The organism is Streptomyces sp. NPDC059456, assembly GCF_042750055.1.
Taxonomy (GTDB): Bacteria; Actinomycetota; Actinomycetes; order Streptomycetales; family Streptomycetaceae; genus Streptomyces.
Genome location: NZ_JBHYVA010000044.1, coordinates 1 through 17261, shown reverse-complemented (window position 1 = coordinate 17261; position 17261 = coordinate 1). Strand labels below are relative to the sequence as shown.

Here is a 17261-nt window from a genome sequence, read left to right as displayed (position 1 = left end):
CGGTGCAGGCCGCACTGGGGAGGCCGTACCGGGCGATCGGATCACACTGGTCCCCCCGTTCGCGGGGCCGGGCGACGGCCTTTCCACGCAATGCGAAACGCGAAACCCGAAAGCCGAAACGCGAAACGCAAAAACGCGTATACCGACCACGCGCAAACCGAATTCGGACACACGGAATACGGAGAACACGCCGAATCGCACCACCAGGGGGCACCCATGGGCAGAGGCCAGGCCGGCCGCGGCGGACTCGTCGCGCTCGCCGCCTGCGTCGGCATCTGGCTCATCGGCAGCGGATCGGGCCAGTCCGTCGGGCCCCCGCTGCCCTCCCCCGCCGAGGCGCTGAGCGGGCGGGCACGCTACCCCGGCAGCATCGCCCCGCTCCCCGGATCCCCGCCGACCCGGATCCGGATCCCGTCCATCCGGGTGGACGCCCCGCTGACCGGGCTGGGCCTCGGGCCCGACGGCAGCATCGAGGTCCCGCCGCCCGCCCGCCGCGACCTGGCGGGCTGGTACCGCGACGGCGTCACCCCGGGCGCCGTCGGCACGGCCGTCGTCGTCGGCCACGTCGACCACGCCACCGGCCCGGCGGTCTTCTACCACCTGGGCGCACTGCACCGCGGGGCGGCGATCGAGGTGCCGCGCGCGGACGGACGTACGGCGGTGTTCACCGTCCACGCGGTCGAGGTCTACGAGGCCGACCACTTCCCCGACTCCCGCGTGTACGGGCCCTCGCCGCGCGCCGAGCTCCGGGTGATCACCTGCGGCGGCGGCTTCTCGCCCCGCACCGGCTACCGGGGCAACGTGGTCGTCTTCGCCCACCTCACCGGTACGTACTAGCGCGGCTCGGGTCAGCCCCACTGCTCCAGGCCGAGCTTGATCACCAGCGCGCCGACCACCGTCAGCAGGACGCCGCGGACGAACCCGCTGCCCTTCTTGAGCGCCATGCGGGCCCCGATCATGCCGCCGGCCAGGTTGAACACCGCCATGAGTGCGGCCAGCTGCCACAGCACCATGCCCTGGTACGCGAACATCGCGAGCGCCCCGGCGTTGGTGCAGCAGTTGACGATCTTGGCGGTCGCGGAGGCGGCGACCAGGTCGAGGTGGAGCAGCGCGGTGAGGGCGAGCACCAGGAAGGTGCCGGTGCCGGGCCCGATGAGCCCGTCGTAGAAGCCGATGCCGAGGCCGGCGAGCGCGATGGCGAGCAGCACCCGCTGCCGGCTGACGGGCGCGGCCGAGGGCGCGGTGCCGAAGCCCGGCTTGAAGATCACCACGCCCGCGACGATCACGAGCACGCCCATGATGAGCGGGCGCAGGGCGTCCTTGCTGATCCCGCCGGCCAGCGCGGCGCCGCCCATGGACCCGGCGAGCGCGGCCAGGCCGATCCGGACGGCGAGCTTCACGTCCACCGGGGCCTTGCGTACGTACGTCACCGCCGCGCCGGTGGTGCCGACGATGGCCACGGCCTTGTTGGTGCCGAGCACGGCGGCGGGGTGGGCGTTCGGCAGGCCGAGGAGCAGGGCGGGCAGGAGCAGCAGTCCGCCGCCGCCCACCACCGCGTCGATCCAGCCGGCCGCAGCGGCGGCCACGCACAGCACGATGATCATGGTCGTTGATATGTCAGGCACGGACACGACCCTATGGAGTCGATGGGTGCAAGACCCATCGATCGCCGGAAACTTGCGCAAACGTTGAGCTTTGCCGGGCCTGCGGGGGCGGGGCGGCCCGCCCCCGGACGGCATCGCCAGGGACGTCCAAAGCCCTGCCGACCTGCCCGGACGGGTCCCCGGGACGGCCTCGGCGGGCGCCTCACCGGGCCGCGCCCCCGGCGCTGAGGTGCGCGTTCCTCCCGGGTAACAGGAGTGATGCGGAGGGGAAACAGCGGGCGCGCACGCTCGTGCCATGACCTCGAACCAGCAGCGTGTGGTGGTGATCGGCGGCGGCCTCGCCGGCCTGCGGGTCGCTGCGCGGCTGACCGCGGACGCGGGAGCCGGTGCCCGCACCGGCGGCGCCGACGTGACGGTCCTCGGCGAGGAACCGCACGTTCCGTACAACCGGGTGCTGCTCGCGGAGGTCCTGGCGGGCCGGTACGCACCGGAGGTGACCGCCCTCCCGGACGCCGGACCGGCGCTGCGGCGCGGCGTCCGCGCGGTCCGCATCGACCGCGCCGACCGGACGGTGCACTGCGACGACGGCAGCACGGAGCGGTACGACACGCTGGTCCTGGCGACGGGCTCCAACGCGGTCCTGCCGCCGCTGCGCGGCCTGTTCGCCCCGGACGGCAGGGACCTGCCCGACGGGGTCCACGCGTTCCGCACCATGGACGACTGCCTGGCCCTGTCGGCCGCGGTGGGCGTGCGGTCCGGGGTGCCCGCGGTGGTGATCGGCGGCGGTCTGCTCGGCGTCTCCGCGGCCCGTGCCCTGGCCGAGCGCGGCGCCCGGGTGGTGCTGGCCCAGCAGGGCGAGCGCCTGATGGAACGCCAGCTGGACGCGGACGCCTCGGCGCTGCTGCACGACCACCTCAGCGGCCTCGGCGTCGAGATCCACACCCGGTGCCGGGTCCGCGGCCTGACGACGGCACCGTCCGCCGGTGCCTGCGGCGGACGGCGGGTCGGCGGGGTCGAGTTCGCCGACGGGTACCGGCTCGACGCCGATGTCGTCGTGCTCGCCTGCGGTGTACGGCCCCGGACCGGGCTGGCGCTCGCGGCCGGACTCCGCGTGGGCACCGGGATCCTGGTGGACGACCGGCTGCGGACCAGCGACCCGCACATCCACGCGGTCGGCGACTGCGCCGAGCACGACGGCCGGGTGTACGGCCTCGCGGGCCCCGCCCTGGAGCAGGCCGACGCCCTGGCCGCACAGCTGACCGGCGCACACGGCACGGCCGGAGCAGCCGCCCCCGGATACACGGGAACCCGCGCCCTCACCCGTCTCACGCTCACCCCGGCCGGCGGCGCCGCGCCCGGAGGGGCCGGCCCGTTCGATCTCGCCGCCTTCGGCGAGACCACCCCGCTCCCCGGCGACGACGTGGTCCGCCTCGCCGACGCCACCCGCCGGACCTACCGGAAGGTCGTCGTCCGCGGCGACCGCCTCGTCGGCGGGGTCCTGCTCGGCGAACTCTCCAGCGTGGGCGCGCTCGCCCGCAGCTGGGAGGAGGCCGAGACCCTGACCGACCTGTTCCACCTGCTCACCGACGACGGAGGCTCCTGATCATGGCCGCACCCACGCCCACCCCCGCCATCGTGCTCATCGGCCACGGCATGGTCGGCCAGCGCTACCTGGAGGCACTCGCCGAACGCGGGGCCACCGCCACGCACCGGATCACCGTGCTCTGCGAGGAGCCCCGCCCGGCCTACGACCGCGTGCACCTCACCTCGTACTTCTCCGGCAGCACCGCCGAGGACCTGTCCCTCACCCCCGCCGGCTTCATGGAGCAGCACGGGATCGACCTGCACGTGGGCGACCCCGCCGAGAGCATCGACCGCGAGGCCCGCACCGTCACCTCCCGCTCGGGGCGGGTGGTCCCGTACGACGTGCTCGTCCTGGCCACCGGCAGCCACCCCTTCGTGCCCCCGGTCCCCGGCAAGGACGCCCCCGGCTGCTTCGTCTACCGCACCATCGAGGACCTGCTCGCGATCGAGGAGTACGCCAGGACCCGCACCAGCGGAGCGGTCGTCGGCGGCGGTCTCCTCGGGCTCGAAGCCGCCGGCGCCCTCCAGGGTCTTGGCCTCGCCACCCGCATCGTGGAGTTCGCCCCGCGCCTGATGCCCGTCCAGATCGACGAGGGCGGCGGCGCGGCCCTGCTGCGCACCATCGAGTCGATGGGGCTGACGGTCCACACCGGCGTCGGCACCCAGGAGGTCGTCACCGGCGAGGACGGCCACGTCAGCGGAATGCGGCTCTCCGACGGGTCCACCGTCGACACCGACCTCGTGGTCTTCTCCGCCGGCGTCCGTCCCCGCGACCAGCTCGCCCGCGCCACGGGCCTGACCGTCGGCGAGCGCGGCGGCATCGCCGTCGACGCCCGCTGCCGCACCTCGGACCCGCGCGTCTACGCCATCGGCGAGTGCGCACTGGCCAGCGACGGCCGCGTCTACGGACTGGTCGCCCCCGGGTACGAGATGGCCGAGACCGCCGCCGAGGACCTCCTGGGCCGCGAGAAGGAGTTCACCGGAGCCGACCTCTCCACCAAGCTCAAGCTGCTCGGCGTGGACGTGGCCTCCTTCGGCGACGCCCACGGCGCGGCCCCCGGCAGCCTCGACGTCGTCTACTCCGACTCCCGCTCCGGCGTCTACAAGAAGCTGGTCGTCTCCCCCGACGGGGTGCTGCTCGGCGGGGTCCTCGTCGGCGACGCCGACTCGTACGGACTGCTGCGCCCGCTCACCGGCAGCGTCCCGCCCGTCAGCCCCGACCAGCTGGTGCTGCCCGCCGGGCTCGGGGCGCCGGTCGCGCTGGGCCCCTCCGCACTGCCCGACTCCGCGGTCATCTGCTCCTGCCACAACGTCACCAAGAAGGCGATCACCGCCTGCGCGACCCTCCCCGAGGTCAAGCAGTGCACCAAGGCGGGCACCGGCTGCGGCAGCTGCCTGAAGGTGATCGGCCAGCTGCTGCCCGCGGCCGCCGACAAGGGCCTGTGCGGCTGCTTCCCCTTCACCCGCGCCGAGCTCTACGAGATCGTCCGCACCCGCCGGCTGACCTCGTACGAGCAGCTCCTCGACGGCCACGGCCGGGAGGCGGCCCGGGGCGGCGACGGCTGCGAGGTCTGCAAGCCGGCCGTCGGCTCGATCATCGCCTCGCTCGCCCCCACGCTCGGCGCGAGCGGCTACGTCCTCGACGGGGAGCAGGCCGCCCTCCAGGACACCAACGACCACTTCCTCGCGAACCTCCAGCGCAACGGCTCGTACTCGGTCGTCCCGCGCATCCCCGGCGGCGAGATCACCCCCGACAAGCTCATCGTGATCGGCGAGGTGGCCCGCGACTTCGGGCTCTACACGAAGATCACCGGCGGGCAGCGCATCGACCTCTTCGGCGCCAGCGTGGACCAGCTCCCGCGGATCTGGGCCCGGCTCGTCGAGGCCGGGTTCGAGTCCGGGCACGCGTACGGGAAGGCGCTGCGCACGGTGAAGTCCTGCGTGGGCCAGACCTGGTGCCGCTACGGGGTCCAGGACAGCGTGCGGATGGCCATCGACCTGGAGCTGCGCTACCGGGGCCTGCGCGCCCCGCACAAGCTCAAGTCGGCGGTCTCCGGCTGCGCCCGCGAGTGCGCGGAGGCGCAGAGCAAGGACTTCGGGGTGATCGCGACGGCGAACGGCTGGAACCTGTACGTCGGCGGGAACGGCGGGGCCACCCCGCGCCACGCCGACCTGCTGGCCCAGGACCTGTCGGACGCCGAACTGGTGCGGCTCATCGACCGGTTCCTGATGTTCTACATCCGCACCGCGGACCGCCTGGAGCGGACCTCCACCTGGCTGGACCGGCTGGAGGGCGGCCTGGACCACCTGCGGGACGTGGTCGTGAACGACTCGCTGGGGCTGTGCGCCGAGCTGGAGTCGCTGATGGCCGACCACGTGGCGCACTACCGCGACGAATGGGCGGAAACGCTGGAGGACCCCGAGCGGCTGCGCAGGTTCGTGTCCTTCGTCAACGCGCCCGGCGCACCCGACCCGACCGTGAAGTTCGTCCCCGAACGCGACCAGGTCAAGCCCGACCTGACCATTCTCGACATCCGGCCGCTGGAGGCCGTGGGAGGCACCCGATGACCGTGGAACTGCAGGTGGCCGAAGGCTGGCTGACGGTGTGCGAGCTGACCGATCTGACCCCGGGACGCGGCGTCGCGGTCCTGCTGCCCGACGGGAGGCAGGCCGCCGTGTTCATCGGCCGCTCCGGAGGGCTGTACGCCATCGACAACCGGGACCCGTTCACCGGTGCGGCGGTGCTCTCGCGGGGACTGGTCGGCTGTGTGGACAACAAGCCCTTCGTGGCCTCCCCGCTGCTGAAGCAGCGCTTCGACCTCGCCTCGGGGCGCTGTCTGGACGACGAGGAGGCGGCGGTCCGGACCTATCCGGTGCGGACCGCCGTGACCTCGGCGGCGGTGGCGTAGCGCGGGAGCCGGGACACCGGCCCCGGTCCTCAGCCCTGGACGGCCGCCGGGTCCATCCACACGTACTCCCAGACGTGGCCGTCCAGGTCCTCGAAGGCGCGGCCGTACATGAAGCCGAGGTCCTGGGCGGGGCGGGGCTCGGTGCCGCCCGCCGCGAGGGCGGCGCCGACGACCTCGTCGACCTGCTCGCGGCTCTCCGCGCTCAGGGCGAGCATGACCTCGGTGGTCTTGGTGGCGTCGGCCACCTCCTTGGTCGCGAAGTCCTTGAAGCGCTCCTCGGTCATCAGCATCGCGAAGATCGTGTCGCTGATGACGAGGCAGCCGGTCTTCTCGTCGCTGAACTGCGGGTTGAAGGAATAACCGAGCTTGCCCCAGAAGGCCTTGGCGGCGTCGATGTCCCGGACGGGCAGGTTGACGAAGATCATGGTGGGCATCTCGGTCCCTCTTCTCTCGTGTGCGTGCTTTCGAGGGATAGACCGGGAGCCCCGGCAAAACTCATCGCTGCGGCGGAAAACTTTTCCGAAGCCCCGCGGGGCCGCCCGCGTGGGGCGCGTCCGCGCAGGTCAGGCGGTGGAGCGCAGCCGCAGGGCGGCCAGCGGGACGAACCCGCCGGTGTCCTCCCGGCGGAGCAGCGCGGGGTCCGGCCCGGCCAGCCGCTTGTGCAGGGCCAGGGCGATCCGCTCGCCCGTCGCCTTGGCCCGCTCCGCGTTCGGCCCCCGGTACAGGCCGTCGACGGCGGCGTGCCACAGCTGCACCCAGCGCCCGAAGTCCTCGGCGGTCATCGCCCGCGCCGCGTGCAGGGCGGCGTGCGGGGCGAAGGCGTCGCGCCCGTAGCCGGCCGTACGGAACAGGGCCCGCTCCCAGAAGTCGGTGATCCGGGTCAGGTGGAGCTCCAGGTCCGTGCCGGCCACCTCGGTGAAGAACGGCCCGATGCGCCGGTCGTCGAAGGCTGCCGTGTAGAAGCGGCGCAGCACGACCGCGAGGTCGGCGCGGCCGCAGATGTCGTGGTCCGCGGCGAACTGGTTCATGGTTCCAGCATCTTGGCCCGGGCCCGGGTGCGCCAGGGCGGAAGGTCCCGAGGTTCGTCACTTCGTGGGTCGTGGCCCCGGACCGCGTTTCGCGCCCCGGGGCCCCGGGCCGACTACGAGGCCACCGCTCCGCCCTTCAGCAGGGCGGCGCCCAGCGGGGTCACCGTGTGCAGGACGGCGTTGCCCCGGCGCAGGGTGGTGACCAGGCCCGCCTCGCGCATCACGCAGGCGTGCTGGCTCGCGGAGGCCAGCGAGACCCCGGCCCGGCGGGCCAGCTCGCTGGTGGTGGCGCCGTCGCCGATGGCCCGCAGCACCACCGAGCGGGTGTGCCCGACGAGCTTGCCCAGCGTGCGCTGGCGCTGCTCCTCCAAGGGCCGAATCGATTCACCGCCGGTGGGCGCCGAAGCCAGCTGCGCGGCCGCCGGATAGACCAGCACCGGCGGCAGCTCCGGGTCGTGCAGGGTCACGGCGGTGCGCCGGCAGAAGAACGACGGCTGGAGCAGCAGCCCGCGCCCCCGCAGCCGTACGTCGCGGTCCACGGGGTAGTCGCACTCCAGGACCGGCGCCCGCCAGCGCAGCATCGGCGGCAGCGAGGCCAGCAGCTCGTCCGCGCCGCCGTCCAGCAGGGCCCGGCCGCGCGCGGCCCGCTCGGCCTCGATCTGGGCCTGGATGTGCGTCCAGTACGGCTCCACGGCCGCCCGGTGGTAGCCGCGCAGCTCGCCCAGCAGTCTGGGCAGGTGTTTGGTACCGCCGTCCATGAAGTCCCGCAGCCGGCGCGGGACCGGCGCGTCGGCGCCCCCGCTCACGGCGGAGGGCATGCCGAACGCGGCTCCGACGCCGGTTCCCGCGCCGAGCAGCGTGAGCTCGCGCCGCATCCGCTCGGGGCGGATCCCGCGCAACGCGTCCAGGCCCACGTCCCACCCGTACTGCCCCTCCACAGGGGTCAGGAAATCGGGAAAATAACCACGACTCGGTATGAGCGCACCGAGCAAACGTGTTTCACTATTCAACCTGCTCCGGGTTTCCGTACGCCATTCACCGAAGAGCCGCGCATCACGCCGGTCTCTTAAGCGGTGAAAACTCAGAATCGTTTCCCACAACGCATCGGGACGCCCTGCCATCCGTACGCGTGCCAGGTCCACTCCAGTGAAATGGATACGCAGCACCGAACCCCCACCTGTGCAACCGCAATCCCCCCGCCCCATGAGTATGCATGCCGTCACACGACGTCACCACGCCCTTTCAGCCACAGTTGAAACCCCTTTCGGCGGGGGCGTGACAACCGAAATCCTGTACTCCGCCGGGCACACTCCAGTGCGACCGAAACGCTCCGTGAAGGCCGTGGGGGGCTTTGCGGGGCCTGGCGGTCGGTCGCACCGGGAAGCGCCGACGTGCCCGGCGGATTGACAGCAGGCGGTGGACGGGTGGGGATCCGTCCACCGCCTGCTGGTGTAAAGATTTGTTGAACAACAAAAATAGGCGCGTCCGCCCTCGGGGGTCAGGGAACCCGGGGGCGGACGCGCAGTCAGCGGGCCCTGTCAGGGCCGTGAAGGACTCAGCGGCTGTCGCTGCCCTTCGCCTCGGCCGCGGCACGGCCGGCCTCCAGGCGCGCCACCGGAATCCGGAACGGCGAGCAGGAGACGTAGTCGAGACCCACCTCGTGGAAGAAGTGGACGGACTCGGGGTCACCGCCGTGCTCGCCGCAGACGCCGAGCTTGAGGTCGGGGCGGGTCGCCCGGCCGGCCTGGACCGCACTGCGGACCAGCGCGCCGACGCCGTCCTTGTCGATGGTCTCGAACGGCGAGACCCCGAAGATGCCCTTCTCCAGGTACGCGGTGAAGAAGCTGGCCTCGACGTCGTCGCGGGAGAAGCCCCACACCGTCTGGGTCAGGTCGTTCGTACCGAAGGAGAAGAACTGCGCGGCCTCGGCGATCTGCCCGGCCGTGAGGGCGGCGCGGGGCAGCTCGATCATCGTGCCGACGGTCAGCTTGAGGCTGGTGCCGGTGGCCGCCTCGACCTCGGCGATGACCGCGTCGGCCTCCTCGCGGACGATCTCCAGCTCCTGGACGGTGCCCACGAGCGGGACCATGATCTCGGCGCGCGGGTCGCCCTTGGCGTTCTTGCGCTCGGCCGCGGCCTCGGCGATCGCCCGGACCTGCATGGCGAACAGACCGGGGATGACCAGGCCGAGACGGACGCCGCGCAGACCCAGCATCGGGTTCTGCTCGTGCAGCTTGTGCACGGCCTGGAGCAGGCGCAGGTCGTTCTCGTTGGCGTCCTTGCGGGCCTCGGCGAGGGCGACGCGCACCGACAGCTCGGTGATGTCGGGCAGGAACTCGTGCAGCGGCGGGTCGAGCAGACGGACCGTGACGGGCAGCCCGTCCATCGCCTCGAACAGCTCGACGAAGTCCTTCTTCTGGAGCGGCAGGAGGGCACTCAGTGCCTCCTCGCGCTCCTTGTCGGTGTCCGCGAGGATCAGGTGCTCCACCAGCTCGCGGCGCTCGCCGAGGAACATGTGCTCGGTGCGGCACAGGCCGATGCCCTGGGCGCCGAAGCGGCGGGCGCGCAGCGCGTCCTCGGCGTTGTCGGCGTTGGCGCGCACCCGCAGCCGGCGGACGCGGTCCGCGTAGGCCATGATCCGGTGGACGGCCTGGACCAGCTCGTCGGCGTCGTCGGCGCCGGCGTGCATGCGGCCCTCGAAGTACTCGACGACCGGGGACGGTACGACGGGTACCTCGCCGAGGTAGACCTTGCCGGTGGAGCCGTCGATGGAGACGACGTCGCCCTCCTCGATCACCTTGCCGCCCACCGTCATCCGGCGGCGCTTGGTGTCGACTTCGAGGTCCTCGGCGCCGCAGACGCAGGTCTTGCCCATGCCGCGGGCCACGACGGCGGCGTGCGAGGTCTTGCCGCCGCGCGAGGTCAGGATGCCCTCGGCGGCGATCATGCCGTCGAGGTCGTCCGGGTTGGTCTCGCGGCGGATCAGGATGACCTTCTCGCCGGAGCGCGACCACTTGACGGCCGTGTACGAGTCGAAGACGGCCTTGCCGACCGCCGCGCCCGGGGAGGCGGCGATGCCGCGGCCGAGCAGCTCCGTGCTGGCGCCCTCGTCGAAGCGGGGGAACATCAGCTGCGCGAGCTGGGCGCCGTTGACGCGCTGGAGGGCCTCGGCCTCGTCGATCAGGCCCTGGTCCACGAGCTGGGTGGCGATGCGGAAGGCGGCGCCGGCGGTGCGCTTGCCGACGCGGGTCTGCAGCATCCACAGCTGGCCGCGCTCGATGGTGAACTCGATGTCGCAGAGATCCTTGTAGTGGGTCTCCAGCGTCGTCATGATCGTCATGAGCTGGTCGTAGGAGGCCTTGTCGATGGTCTCCAGGTCCGCCAGCGGGACGGTGTTGCGGATGCCCGCGACGACGTCCTCGCCCTGGGCGTTCTGCAGGTAGTCGCCGTACACGCCCGCGTGGCCGCTGGCCGGGTCGCGGGTGAACGCGACGCCGGTGCCGGAGTCGGGGCCGAGGTTGCCGAAGACCATCGAGCAGATGTTGACCGCGGTGCCCAGGTCGCTCGGGATGCGCTCCTGGCGGCGGTAGAGCTTGGCGCGGTCGGTGTTCCAGGAGTTGAAGACCGCCTCGACGGCGAGGTCCAGCTGCTCGCGGGCGTCCTGCGGGAACTCGCGGCCGGCCTGCTTGGCGACGATCTTCTTGAAGCGGGTGACCAGCTTCTTCAGGTCGGCGGCGTCGAGGTCGGTGTCGACGGTGACCTTCTTGGCGGCCTTGGCCTCGTCGAGGGCTTCCTCGAAGAGCTCTCCGTCGACGTCCAGGACGGTCTTGCCGAACATCTGGATCAGGCGGCGGTACGAGTCCCACGCGAAGCGCTCGTTGCCGGCCTGGGCGGCGAGGCCGGCGACGGACTCGTCGGAGAGGCCGATGTTGAGGACCGTGTCCATCATGCCCGGCATGGAGAACTTGGCACCGGAGCGCACGGAGACCAGGAGCGGGTCGTCCGACTGGCCGAGCTTCTTGCCCATCTTCGCCTCGAGGGCGGCCAGGTGGGCGCTGACCTCGTCGCGGAGCGCGGCCGGGGCCTCACCGCTGGCGAGGTAGACCTTGCAGGCCTCGGTGGTGATGGTGAAGCCGGGAGGGACCGGCAGACCCAGGTTGGTCATCTCGGCGAGGTTGGCCCCCTTGCCGCCGAGAAGGTCCTTGAGGTCGCGGTTTCCCTCGGTGAAGTCGTAGACGAACTTCTGATCTTTGTTTTCCGACACGGGTCTCGACTCCTCGAGGACTCGGTGGCTGCCCTGACGGCCAGGAACATACCCAGATCGAAGGCTTCTGGGTACGTCCACTTGGTCGTCATGCGGCTGTAACCACCCGTGCGCCACCAGATCGAAAGTAACCGCTGAGTAGCCAGAAGCAACGAAGAGCGTTCACTTCCCGAAGGGCGAAGGGGCTCCTGCGGCGTGTTTGCGCTCGGATGAGCGATCATCGATACATTTGCGTTCAAGTCTTGAACAAACAAAGGGTGGCACCCAGTGCCACCCTTTGGAAGTCTTACCCGTGATTTTCGCGCTCATGTGAGCGCAACCCCACCCATGCGTGGCGTATGTCACGCCGCCGGCGGCATAGTTTGTCAGCTGTTTCTCAGCCCCCGGACGTGTCCAGTTCGGCGTCCTCGCTCACGCCCGCACAGTCGTACGGATCCTTCAGCCAGCCATCCGGGAGGACAACCCTGTTGTTTCCGGACGTCCGGCCGCGCGGGCCGTCCGCGCTCTCGGGCCACGCCTGGTCCAGGTCGAGCTCGCTCAGATGAGCGTCCAGCTCGGCCAGCGAAGAGGTGACGGCCAGCTTCTTCCGCATCTCGGAACCCACCGAGAAGCCCTTGAGGTACCAGGCCACGTGCTTACGGAAGTCGATCACCCCGCGCGCCTCGTCGCCGATCCACTCGCCGAGCAGTTCGGCGTGCCGGTGCATCGTCGCCGCGACCTCGCGCAGCGTCGGCTTGTGGAAGTCCTCCGGGCGCCCCTCGAACGCCGCGACCAGGTCGTTGAACAGCCACGGGCGGCCCAGGCAGCCGCGGCCCACGACCACGCCGTCGCAGCCCGTCTCGCGGACCATGCGCAGCGCGTCCTCGGCGCACCAGATGTCGCCGTTGCCGAGCACCGGGATCTCCGGCACGTGCTCCTTGAGCCGCGCGATGGCGTCCCAGTCGGCGGTGCCGCCGTAGTGCTGGGCGGTGGTGCGCCCGTGCAGGGCGATCGCGGTGACGCCCTCCTCGACGGCGATCCGGCCGGCGTCCAGGTAGGTGAGGTGGTCGTCGTTGATGCCCTTGCGCATCTTCATGGTGACCGGCAGGTCGCCGGCGCCCGCGACGGCCTCGCGCAGGATCGCCCGCAGCAGGTTCCGCTTGTACGGGAGGGCGGAGCCGCCGCCCTTGCGGGTCACCTTGGGGACCGGGCAGCCGAAGTTGAGGTCGATGTGGTCGGCGCGGTCCTCCTCGACGATCATGCGGACCGCCTTGCCGACCGTCGCCGGGTCGACTCCGTACAACTGGATCGAGCGGGGCTTCTCGGTCGCGTCGAAGTGGATCAGCTGCATGGTCTTCTCGTTGCGCTCGACCAGGGCGCGGGTCGTGATCATCTCGCTCACGAACAGCCCCTTGCCGCCGCTGAACTCGCGGCAGAGGGTGCGGAACGGGGCATTGGTGATGCCGGCCATGGGCGCGAGCACCACGGGGGGCTGCACGGTGTGCGGGCCGATCGCGAGCGGCGGGGGGAGCGTGGTCATGCGCCCCATTGTCCCCCAGACGAATCGCATCCCACATTTCGTTAGTTAGGCGTACTATCGTAAGTATGCTCGAGCCCAACCGCAGTCGCAGGATGCTGATCCTGGTGATCTGCTGCACGAGCCTGCTCATCGTCAGCCTCGACGTGACCGTGCTCAACGTCGCCCTGCCCTCGATGCGGCGCGAACTGGGCGCGTCGGTGGCCGGCATGCAGTGGACGATCGACGCGTACACGCTGGTCCTGGCCTCGCTGCTGATGCTGGCGGGCTCCACCGCGGACCGGATCGGGCGCCGCAGGGTCTTCGCCGCGGGCCTGGTGGTCTTCACCGCGGGCTCGCTGCTCTGCTCGCTCGCGCCGAGCCTGGAGTGGCTGATCGCCTTCCGGATGGTCCAGGCCGTGGGCGGCTCGATGCTGAACCCGGTCGCCATGTCGATCATCACCAACACGTTCACGGACCCGCGCGAACGGGCCCGCGCCATCGGCGTCTGGGGCGCGGTCGTGGGCATCTCCATGGCCGTGGGCCCGCTGATCGGCGGACTGCTCGTGGAGTCGGTCGGCTGGCGCTCCATCTTCTGGCTCAACCTCCCGGTCGGGCTGCTGGCCCTGGTGCTGACCCTGCGCTTCGTCCCCGAGTCGCGGGCCGGGCACCCGCGCCGCCCGGACCCGGTGGGACAGCTGCTGGTCATGGCCCTGCTGAGCTCCGTGACGTACGGGATCATCGAGGCGCCGAGCGCGGGCTGGACCGCCCCGGTCATCCTGGGCTGCGCGGCCGTGGCCGTGGCCGCGCTGGCGGGGCTGCTGTTCCACGAGCCGCGCCGGGCGGAGCCCCTGATCGACCCGCGGTTCTTCCGGAGCGCTCCCTTCAGCGGCGCGACGGTGATCGCCGTCAGCGCCTTCGCCGCGCTGTCGGGGTTCCTGTTCCTCAACACCCTGTACCTCCAGGACGTACGGGGGCTGAGCGCGCTGGAGGCCGGGCTCTACATGCTGCCGATGGCCGTGCTGACCTTCCTGTGCCCCCCGGTGTCGGGGCGGCTGGTGGCGAACCGGGGGCCGCGGCCGTCGCTGTTGATCGCGGGGACGGCGATGGCGGCGAGCGGGCTCCTGTTCGCCGCCTTCTCGGCGGAGACCTCGACGCCGCTGCTGTTCACCGCGTACGTGCTGTTCGGGCTGGGCTTCGGCATGGTGAACGCGCCGATCACGAACACGGCGGTCTCCGGGATGCCGCGCGCCCAGGCGGGCGTGGCCGCCGCGATCGCCTCCACGAGCCGGCAGACCGGCGGCACCCTGGGCGTGGCCGTGATCGGGGCGGTGCTGGCGGCGGGAACGGCCGGCGGCGCCGATTTCGCCGAGGCGACGCGGCCGGCCTGGTGGGTCATCACGGGCTGCGGACTGGTCGCGCTCGTCGTGGGCGCCGCGACCAGTGGCCGGTGGGCCATGGGGACCGCGGCGCGGACCGCCCGCGCGCTGGAGCGGACGACCCCGGAGCCGGAGCAGGCCGCGGTCCCGCCGCGGCGCTGACGGCCCCCGCCGCTCGCCACGGCCGATCCGGGGCGGCAGCCCCGCACGGGGTCCCGGCCCTGCCGCGAAGGCGCGGCGAACCGCACGAGTCCGGCCTCGCCGAGCGCCGCGTCCGCCGTGTGCCCGCCGGCCGGCGGGACCGCCCTCCAGGTGCATCAGCGTCATCACGTGCCACGGGTGAACCGGGCGCAGCCATCCTGACGAGTGACAGATATTGAAATCTGTCACTCGTCATGCCATGGTTGTTCCATGACGAAGAACGAGAACATCCGCACCCGCACCCTCGGCTCGACCGGCCCCTCCGTCTTCCCGCTGGGGCTGGGCTGCATGGGCATGTCCGCCCTGTACGGGGAGGCCGACCGCGACGAGTCGATCGCGACCATCCACGCCGCCCTGGACGCCGGCGTCACCCTGCTGGACACCGGCGACTTCTACGGCATGGGCCACAACGAGCTGCTCATCGGCGAAGCCCTGCGCACCGCGCCCGCCGCGGCCCGCGAGCAGGCGCTGACCAGCGTGAAGTTCGGCGCGCTGCGGACGGTGGAGGGCGGCTTCGCCGGCTACGACGGCCGCCCCGACGCGGTCAGGAACTTCCTGGCCTACTCGCTCCAGCGGCTGGGCCGGGACCACATCGACATCTACCGGATCGCGCGCGTCGACCCGGACGTCCCGATCGAGGAGACCGTCGGCGCCATCGCCGAGGCCGTCCAGGCCGGGCACGTGCGGCACATCGGCCTCTCCGAGGTCGGCGCGGACACCCTGCGTCGGGCGGCCGCCGTGGCCCCGATCGCGGACCTCCAGATCGAGTACTCGCTGATCTCCCGCGGCATCGAGGAGGAGATCCTGCCGACCGCCCGTGAGCTGGGCATCGGGATCACGGCGTACGGGGTGCTGAGCCGCGGCCTGATCAGCGGGCACTTCAGCCGTGACCGGGAGCTGGCGCCGGGCGACTTCCGCGGGATGAGCCCCCGCTTCCAGGGCGAGAACCTCCGGCACAACCTCGACCTCGTCGACGCCCTGCGCAAGGTCGCGGAGAACAAGGGGGTCAGCATCGCCCAGACCGCCATCGCGTGGGTGGTCTCGCGGGGCGAGGACATCGTGCCGCTGGTGGGGGCGCGCCGCCGGGACCGGCTGTCCGAGGCACTGGGTGCCGTGGACGTGCGGCTGAGCCCTGCGGACCTGGCGGCCATCGAGGAGGCGGTTCCGGCCGGTGCCGCGGCCGGCGACCGCTACCCGGCCGCGCAGATGGCCCACCTCGACAGCGAGCACTGAGCGGGCGGTACGGTCGTACCCATGCCACCCGCTGCTGCCGAGCCCCTGACACCCGAGCGCATCCTCGAGACCACCGAGGAGGTGCTGCGCCGCTTCGGCCCGACCAAGGCGACCGTGGTGGACGTGGCGCGGGCCCTGGGCGTCAGCCACGGCAGCGTGTACCGGCACTTCCCGTCGAAGGCGGCGCTGCGCGAGGCCGTCACGGACCGCTGGCTCGCCAAGAGCGTCGTCGTCCTGGAGGGGATCGCATCGGCCCCCGGCGGGACCGCGCCCTCCAAGCTGGAGGCGTGGCTGGAGGCGCTGTTCGAGGCCAAGCGCCACAAGGCGGGTGACGACCCGGAGCTGTTCGCGACGTACACGGTGCTGCTCGCGGAGAACAGCGGCGTGGTGGACCACCACCTGAACCAGCTGATCGACCAGCTGGGCCGGATCATCTCCGAGGGTGTCGAGGCCGGCTCGCTCAGTGCGCCCGATGTCCCGGCCGCCGCCCGCGCGGTGTTCGACGCCACCGGCCGTTTCCACGATCCGCAGTACGCGGCGGAATGGCTCTCGCCCACGATCATCACGGAGTTCGAGGCGGTCACCGCGCTCGTGATCCGGGGCCTGCGCGCCTGACCTGGGGCCATACCGTGCGGAACGAGCCACTCCGCACGCCTTGATGATCATTTTGGGCGTGGCTCACTTGTCCGTAACCCGTCAAACTCCATACGGTCCCCCTACCGCACTTCATCAGGCACGTTCCAGGGGGAACCTTGTCCGCTCAACCCGCTCAGGCAGCTCAGTCCGCGCCTCCGGCCCGCTCCGGCGGCGCCGCCGCGATCGGCTTGATCCTGACCATCGCACTCAACGTGGTCGCGCCGATCCTCACGTACAACACCCTCGTCGACGACCACGGCTGGAGCGAGGCCTCGGCCCTGCTGGCCAGTGGCGCGTGGCCGGTGCTCGACAGCGCCGTCATGGTGGCCTGGCGGCGCAAGCTCGACGAGTTCGCCATCGTCACCCTCGTGTTCCTGGTGATCACCGCGGTGGTCTCGCTCGTGGGCGCCCAGTCGGCCCAGGCCCTGCTGGTCAAGGACTCCGTCATCACGGGCCTGTTCGGGCTGCTGTGCCTGGCCACGCTGCTCACGCCGCGGCCGCTGATGTTCTACTTCGGCCGGAAGTTCGGCACGGACGGCACCCCGGCGGGCGTGGCGTACTACAACGACCTGTGGCGGTTCGAGGGCTTCCGCAACGCCCAGCGCCGCATGACCCTGGTCTGGGGCGTGGTCTACCTCATCGAGGCGGCGGTCCGGGTCGTCCTGTCGTACGTCCTGGACACCTCCACCATGGTGACCCTCAGCCCGTTCATGATCTACGGCACGCTCGGCGGTCTGGCCCTGTGGACGGTCCGCTTCGTCAAGCGCACCAAGGCCGAGGGCGAACGGCGGGCCGCCGAGGCGGCTGCCGCCGCCGCGCAGACCGGCGGCTCCACGGCCTGACCTCCCGGACGGCCCGTCACGGAAAAGACCGGTGGCCCGGCGGGCATGGTCCGCATCGACGAGGAGTCCAACCTCGGCGTGGCCAC

General features: G+C 71.8%; 14 protein-coding genes. 8 read left to right on the top strand and 6 right to left on the bottom strand.

Annotated features, from left to right (window positions below; translation table 11 throughout):
• Positions 1-216: 216 nt before the first annotated feature.
• Entirely contained in the window at positions 217-837 is a 621-nt protein-coding gene (locus tag ACFXA3_RS06855; protein ID WP_385182954.1) for a class F sortase, read from the top strand.
• Between the two features lie 11 nt (positions 838-848).
• Here ACFXA3_RS06855 and ACFXA3_RS06850 read toward each other — a convergent pair whose 3' ends face one another.
• Entirely contained in the window at positions 849-1625 is a 777-nt protein-coding gene (locus ACFXA3_RS06850) for a sulfite exporter TauE/SafE family protein (RefSeq protein WP_385182951.1), read from the bottom strand.
• 274 nt (positions 1626-1899) lie between these two features.
• On the opposite strand from ACFXA3_RS06850, the gene ACFXA3_RS06845 reads away from it, so the two are divergent.
• The 3 genes from ACFXA3_RS06845 to nirD are packed head-to-tail and all read left to right on the top strand — an operon-like array spanning position 1900 to position 6097.
• On the top strand, positions 1900-3207 hold the full coding sequence (locus tag ACFXA3_RS06845) for an NAD(P)/FAD-dependent oxidoreductase (RefSeq protein WP_385182948.1): 1308 nt from the start codon (positions 1900-1902) through the stop codon (positions 3205-3207).
• A 2-nt stretch (positions 3208-3209) separates the two neighbouring features.
• Positions 3210-5756 carry a nitrite reductase large subunit NirB gene (gene nirB, locus ACFXA3_RS06840; RefSeq protein WP_385182945.1) on the top strand — a complete coding sequence of 849 codons (2547 nt, stop codon included), beginning with the start codon at positions 3210-3212 and terminating at the stop codon, positions 5754-5756.
• On the top strand, positions 5753-6097 hold the full coding sequence (gene nirD / locus ACFXA3_RS06835) for a nitrite reductase small subunit NirD (RefSeq protein WP_327283335.1): 345 nt from the start codon (positions 5753-5755) through the stop codon (positions 6095-6097). The genes nirB and nirD overlap by 4 nt, the downstream gene beginning before the upstream one ends.
• Before the next feature lie 29 nt (positions 6098-6126).
• On the opposite strand, the gene ACFXA3_RS06830 is transcribed toward nirD, so the two are convergent.
• From ACFXA3_RS06830 to dusB, 5 genes are all read right to left on the bottom strand, one after another.
• The gene (locus tag ACFXA3_RS06830; protein ID WP_385182942.1) at positions 6127-6531 is read right to left on the bottom strand and encodes a VOC family protein; all 405 of its coding nucleotides are present in this window, start codon (positions 6529-6531) and stop codon (positions 6127-6129) included.
• Between the two features lie 129 nt (positions 6532-6660).
• Positions 6661-7125, bottom strand: coding sequence for a group III truncated hemoglobin (locus tag ACFXA3_RS06825; RefSeq protein WP_385182940.1), 465 nt, complete (start codon positions 7123-7125; stop codon positions 6661-6663).
• 113 nt (positions 7126-7238) lie between these two features.
• Positions 7239-8291 carry a helix-turn-helix domain-containing protein gene (locus ACFXA3_RS06820; RefSeq protein WP_054222870.1) on the bottom strand — a complete coding sequence of 351 codons (1053 nt, stop codon included), beginning with the start codon at positions 8289-8291 and terminating at the stop codon, positions 7239-7241.
• A gap of 389 nt (positions 8292-8680) precedes the next feature.
• Positions 8681-11389: a pyruvate, phosphate dikinase gene (ppdK, locus tag ACFXA3_RS06815; RefSeq protein WP_385182936.1), complete on the bottom strand. Its 2709-nt coding sequence runs from the start codon at positions 11387-11389 to the stop codon at positions 8681-8683.
• A 376-nt stretch (positions 11390-11765) separates the two neighbouring features.
• The gene (gene dusB / locus ACFXA3_RS06810) at positions 11766-12908 is read right to left on the bottom strand and encodes a tRNA dihydrouridine synthase DusB (RefSeq protein WP_385182933.1); all 1143 of its coding nucleotides are present in this window, start codon (positions 12906-12908) and stop codon (positions 11766-11768) included.
• A 65-nt stretch (positions 12909-12973) separates the two neighbouring features.
• Between dusB and ACFXA3_RS06805 the strand changes: the two genes are divergently transcribed.
• From ACFXA3_RS06805 to ACFXA3_RS06790, 4 genes are all read left to right on the top strand, one after another.
• Positions 12974-14425: an MFS transporter gene (locus ACFXA3_RS06805; RefSeq protein ID WP_385182930.1), complete on the top strand. Its 1452-nt coding sequence runs from the start codon at positions 12974-12976 to the stop codon at positions 14423-14425.
• Between the two features lie 249 nt (positions 14426-14674).
• On the top strand, positions 14675-15697 hold the full coding sequence (locus tag ACFXA3_RS06800; RefSeq protein ID WP_385182927.1) for an aldo/keto reductase: 1023 nt from the start codon (positions 14675-14677) through the stop codon (positions 15695-15697).
• Between the two features lie 21 nt (positions 15698-15718).
• The gene (locus ACFXA3_RS06795; RefSeq protein WP_385182924.1) at positions 15719-16312 is read left to right on the top strand and encodes a TetR family transcriptional regulator; all 594 of its coding nucleotides are present in this window, start codon (positions 15719-15721) and stop codon (positions 16310-16312) included.
• Positions 16313-16449: 137 nt separating this feature from the next.
• On the top strand, positions 16450-17175 hold the full coding sequence (locus ACFXA3_RS06790; protein WP_385182921.1) for a VC0807 family protein: 726 nt from the start codon (positions 16450-16452) through the stop codon (positions 17173-17175).
• Positions 17176-17261: the final 86 nt, after the last annotated feature.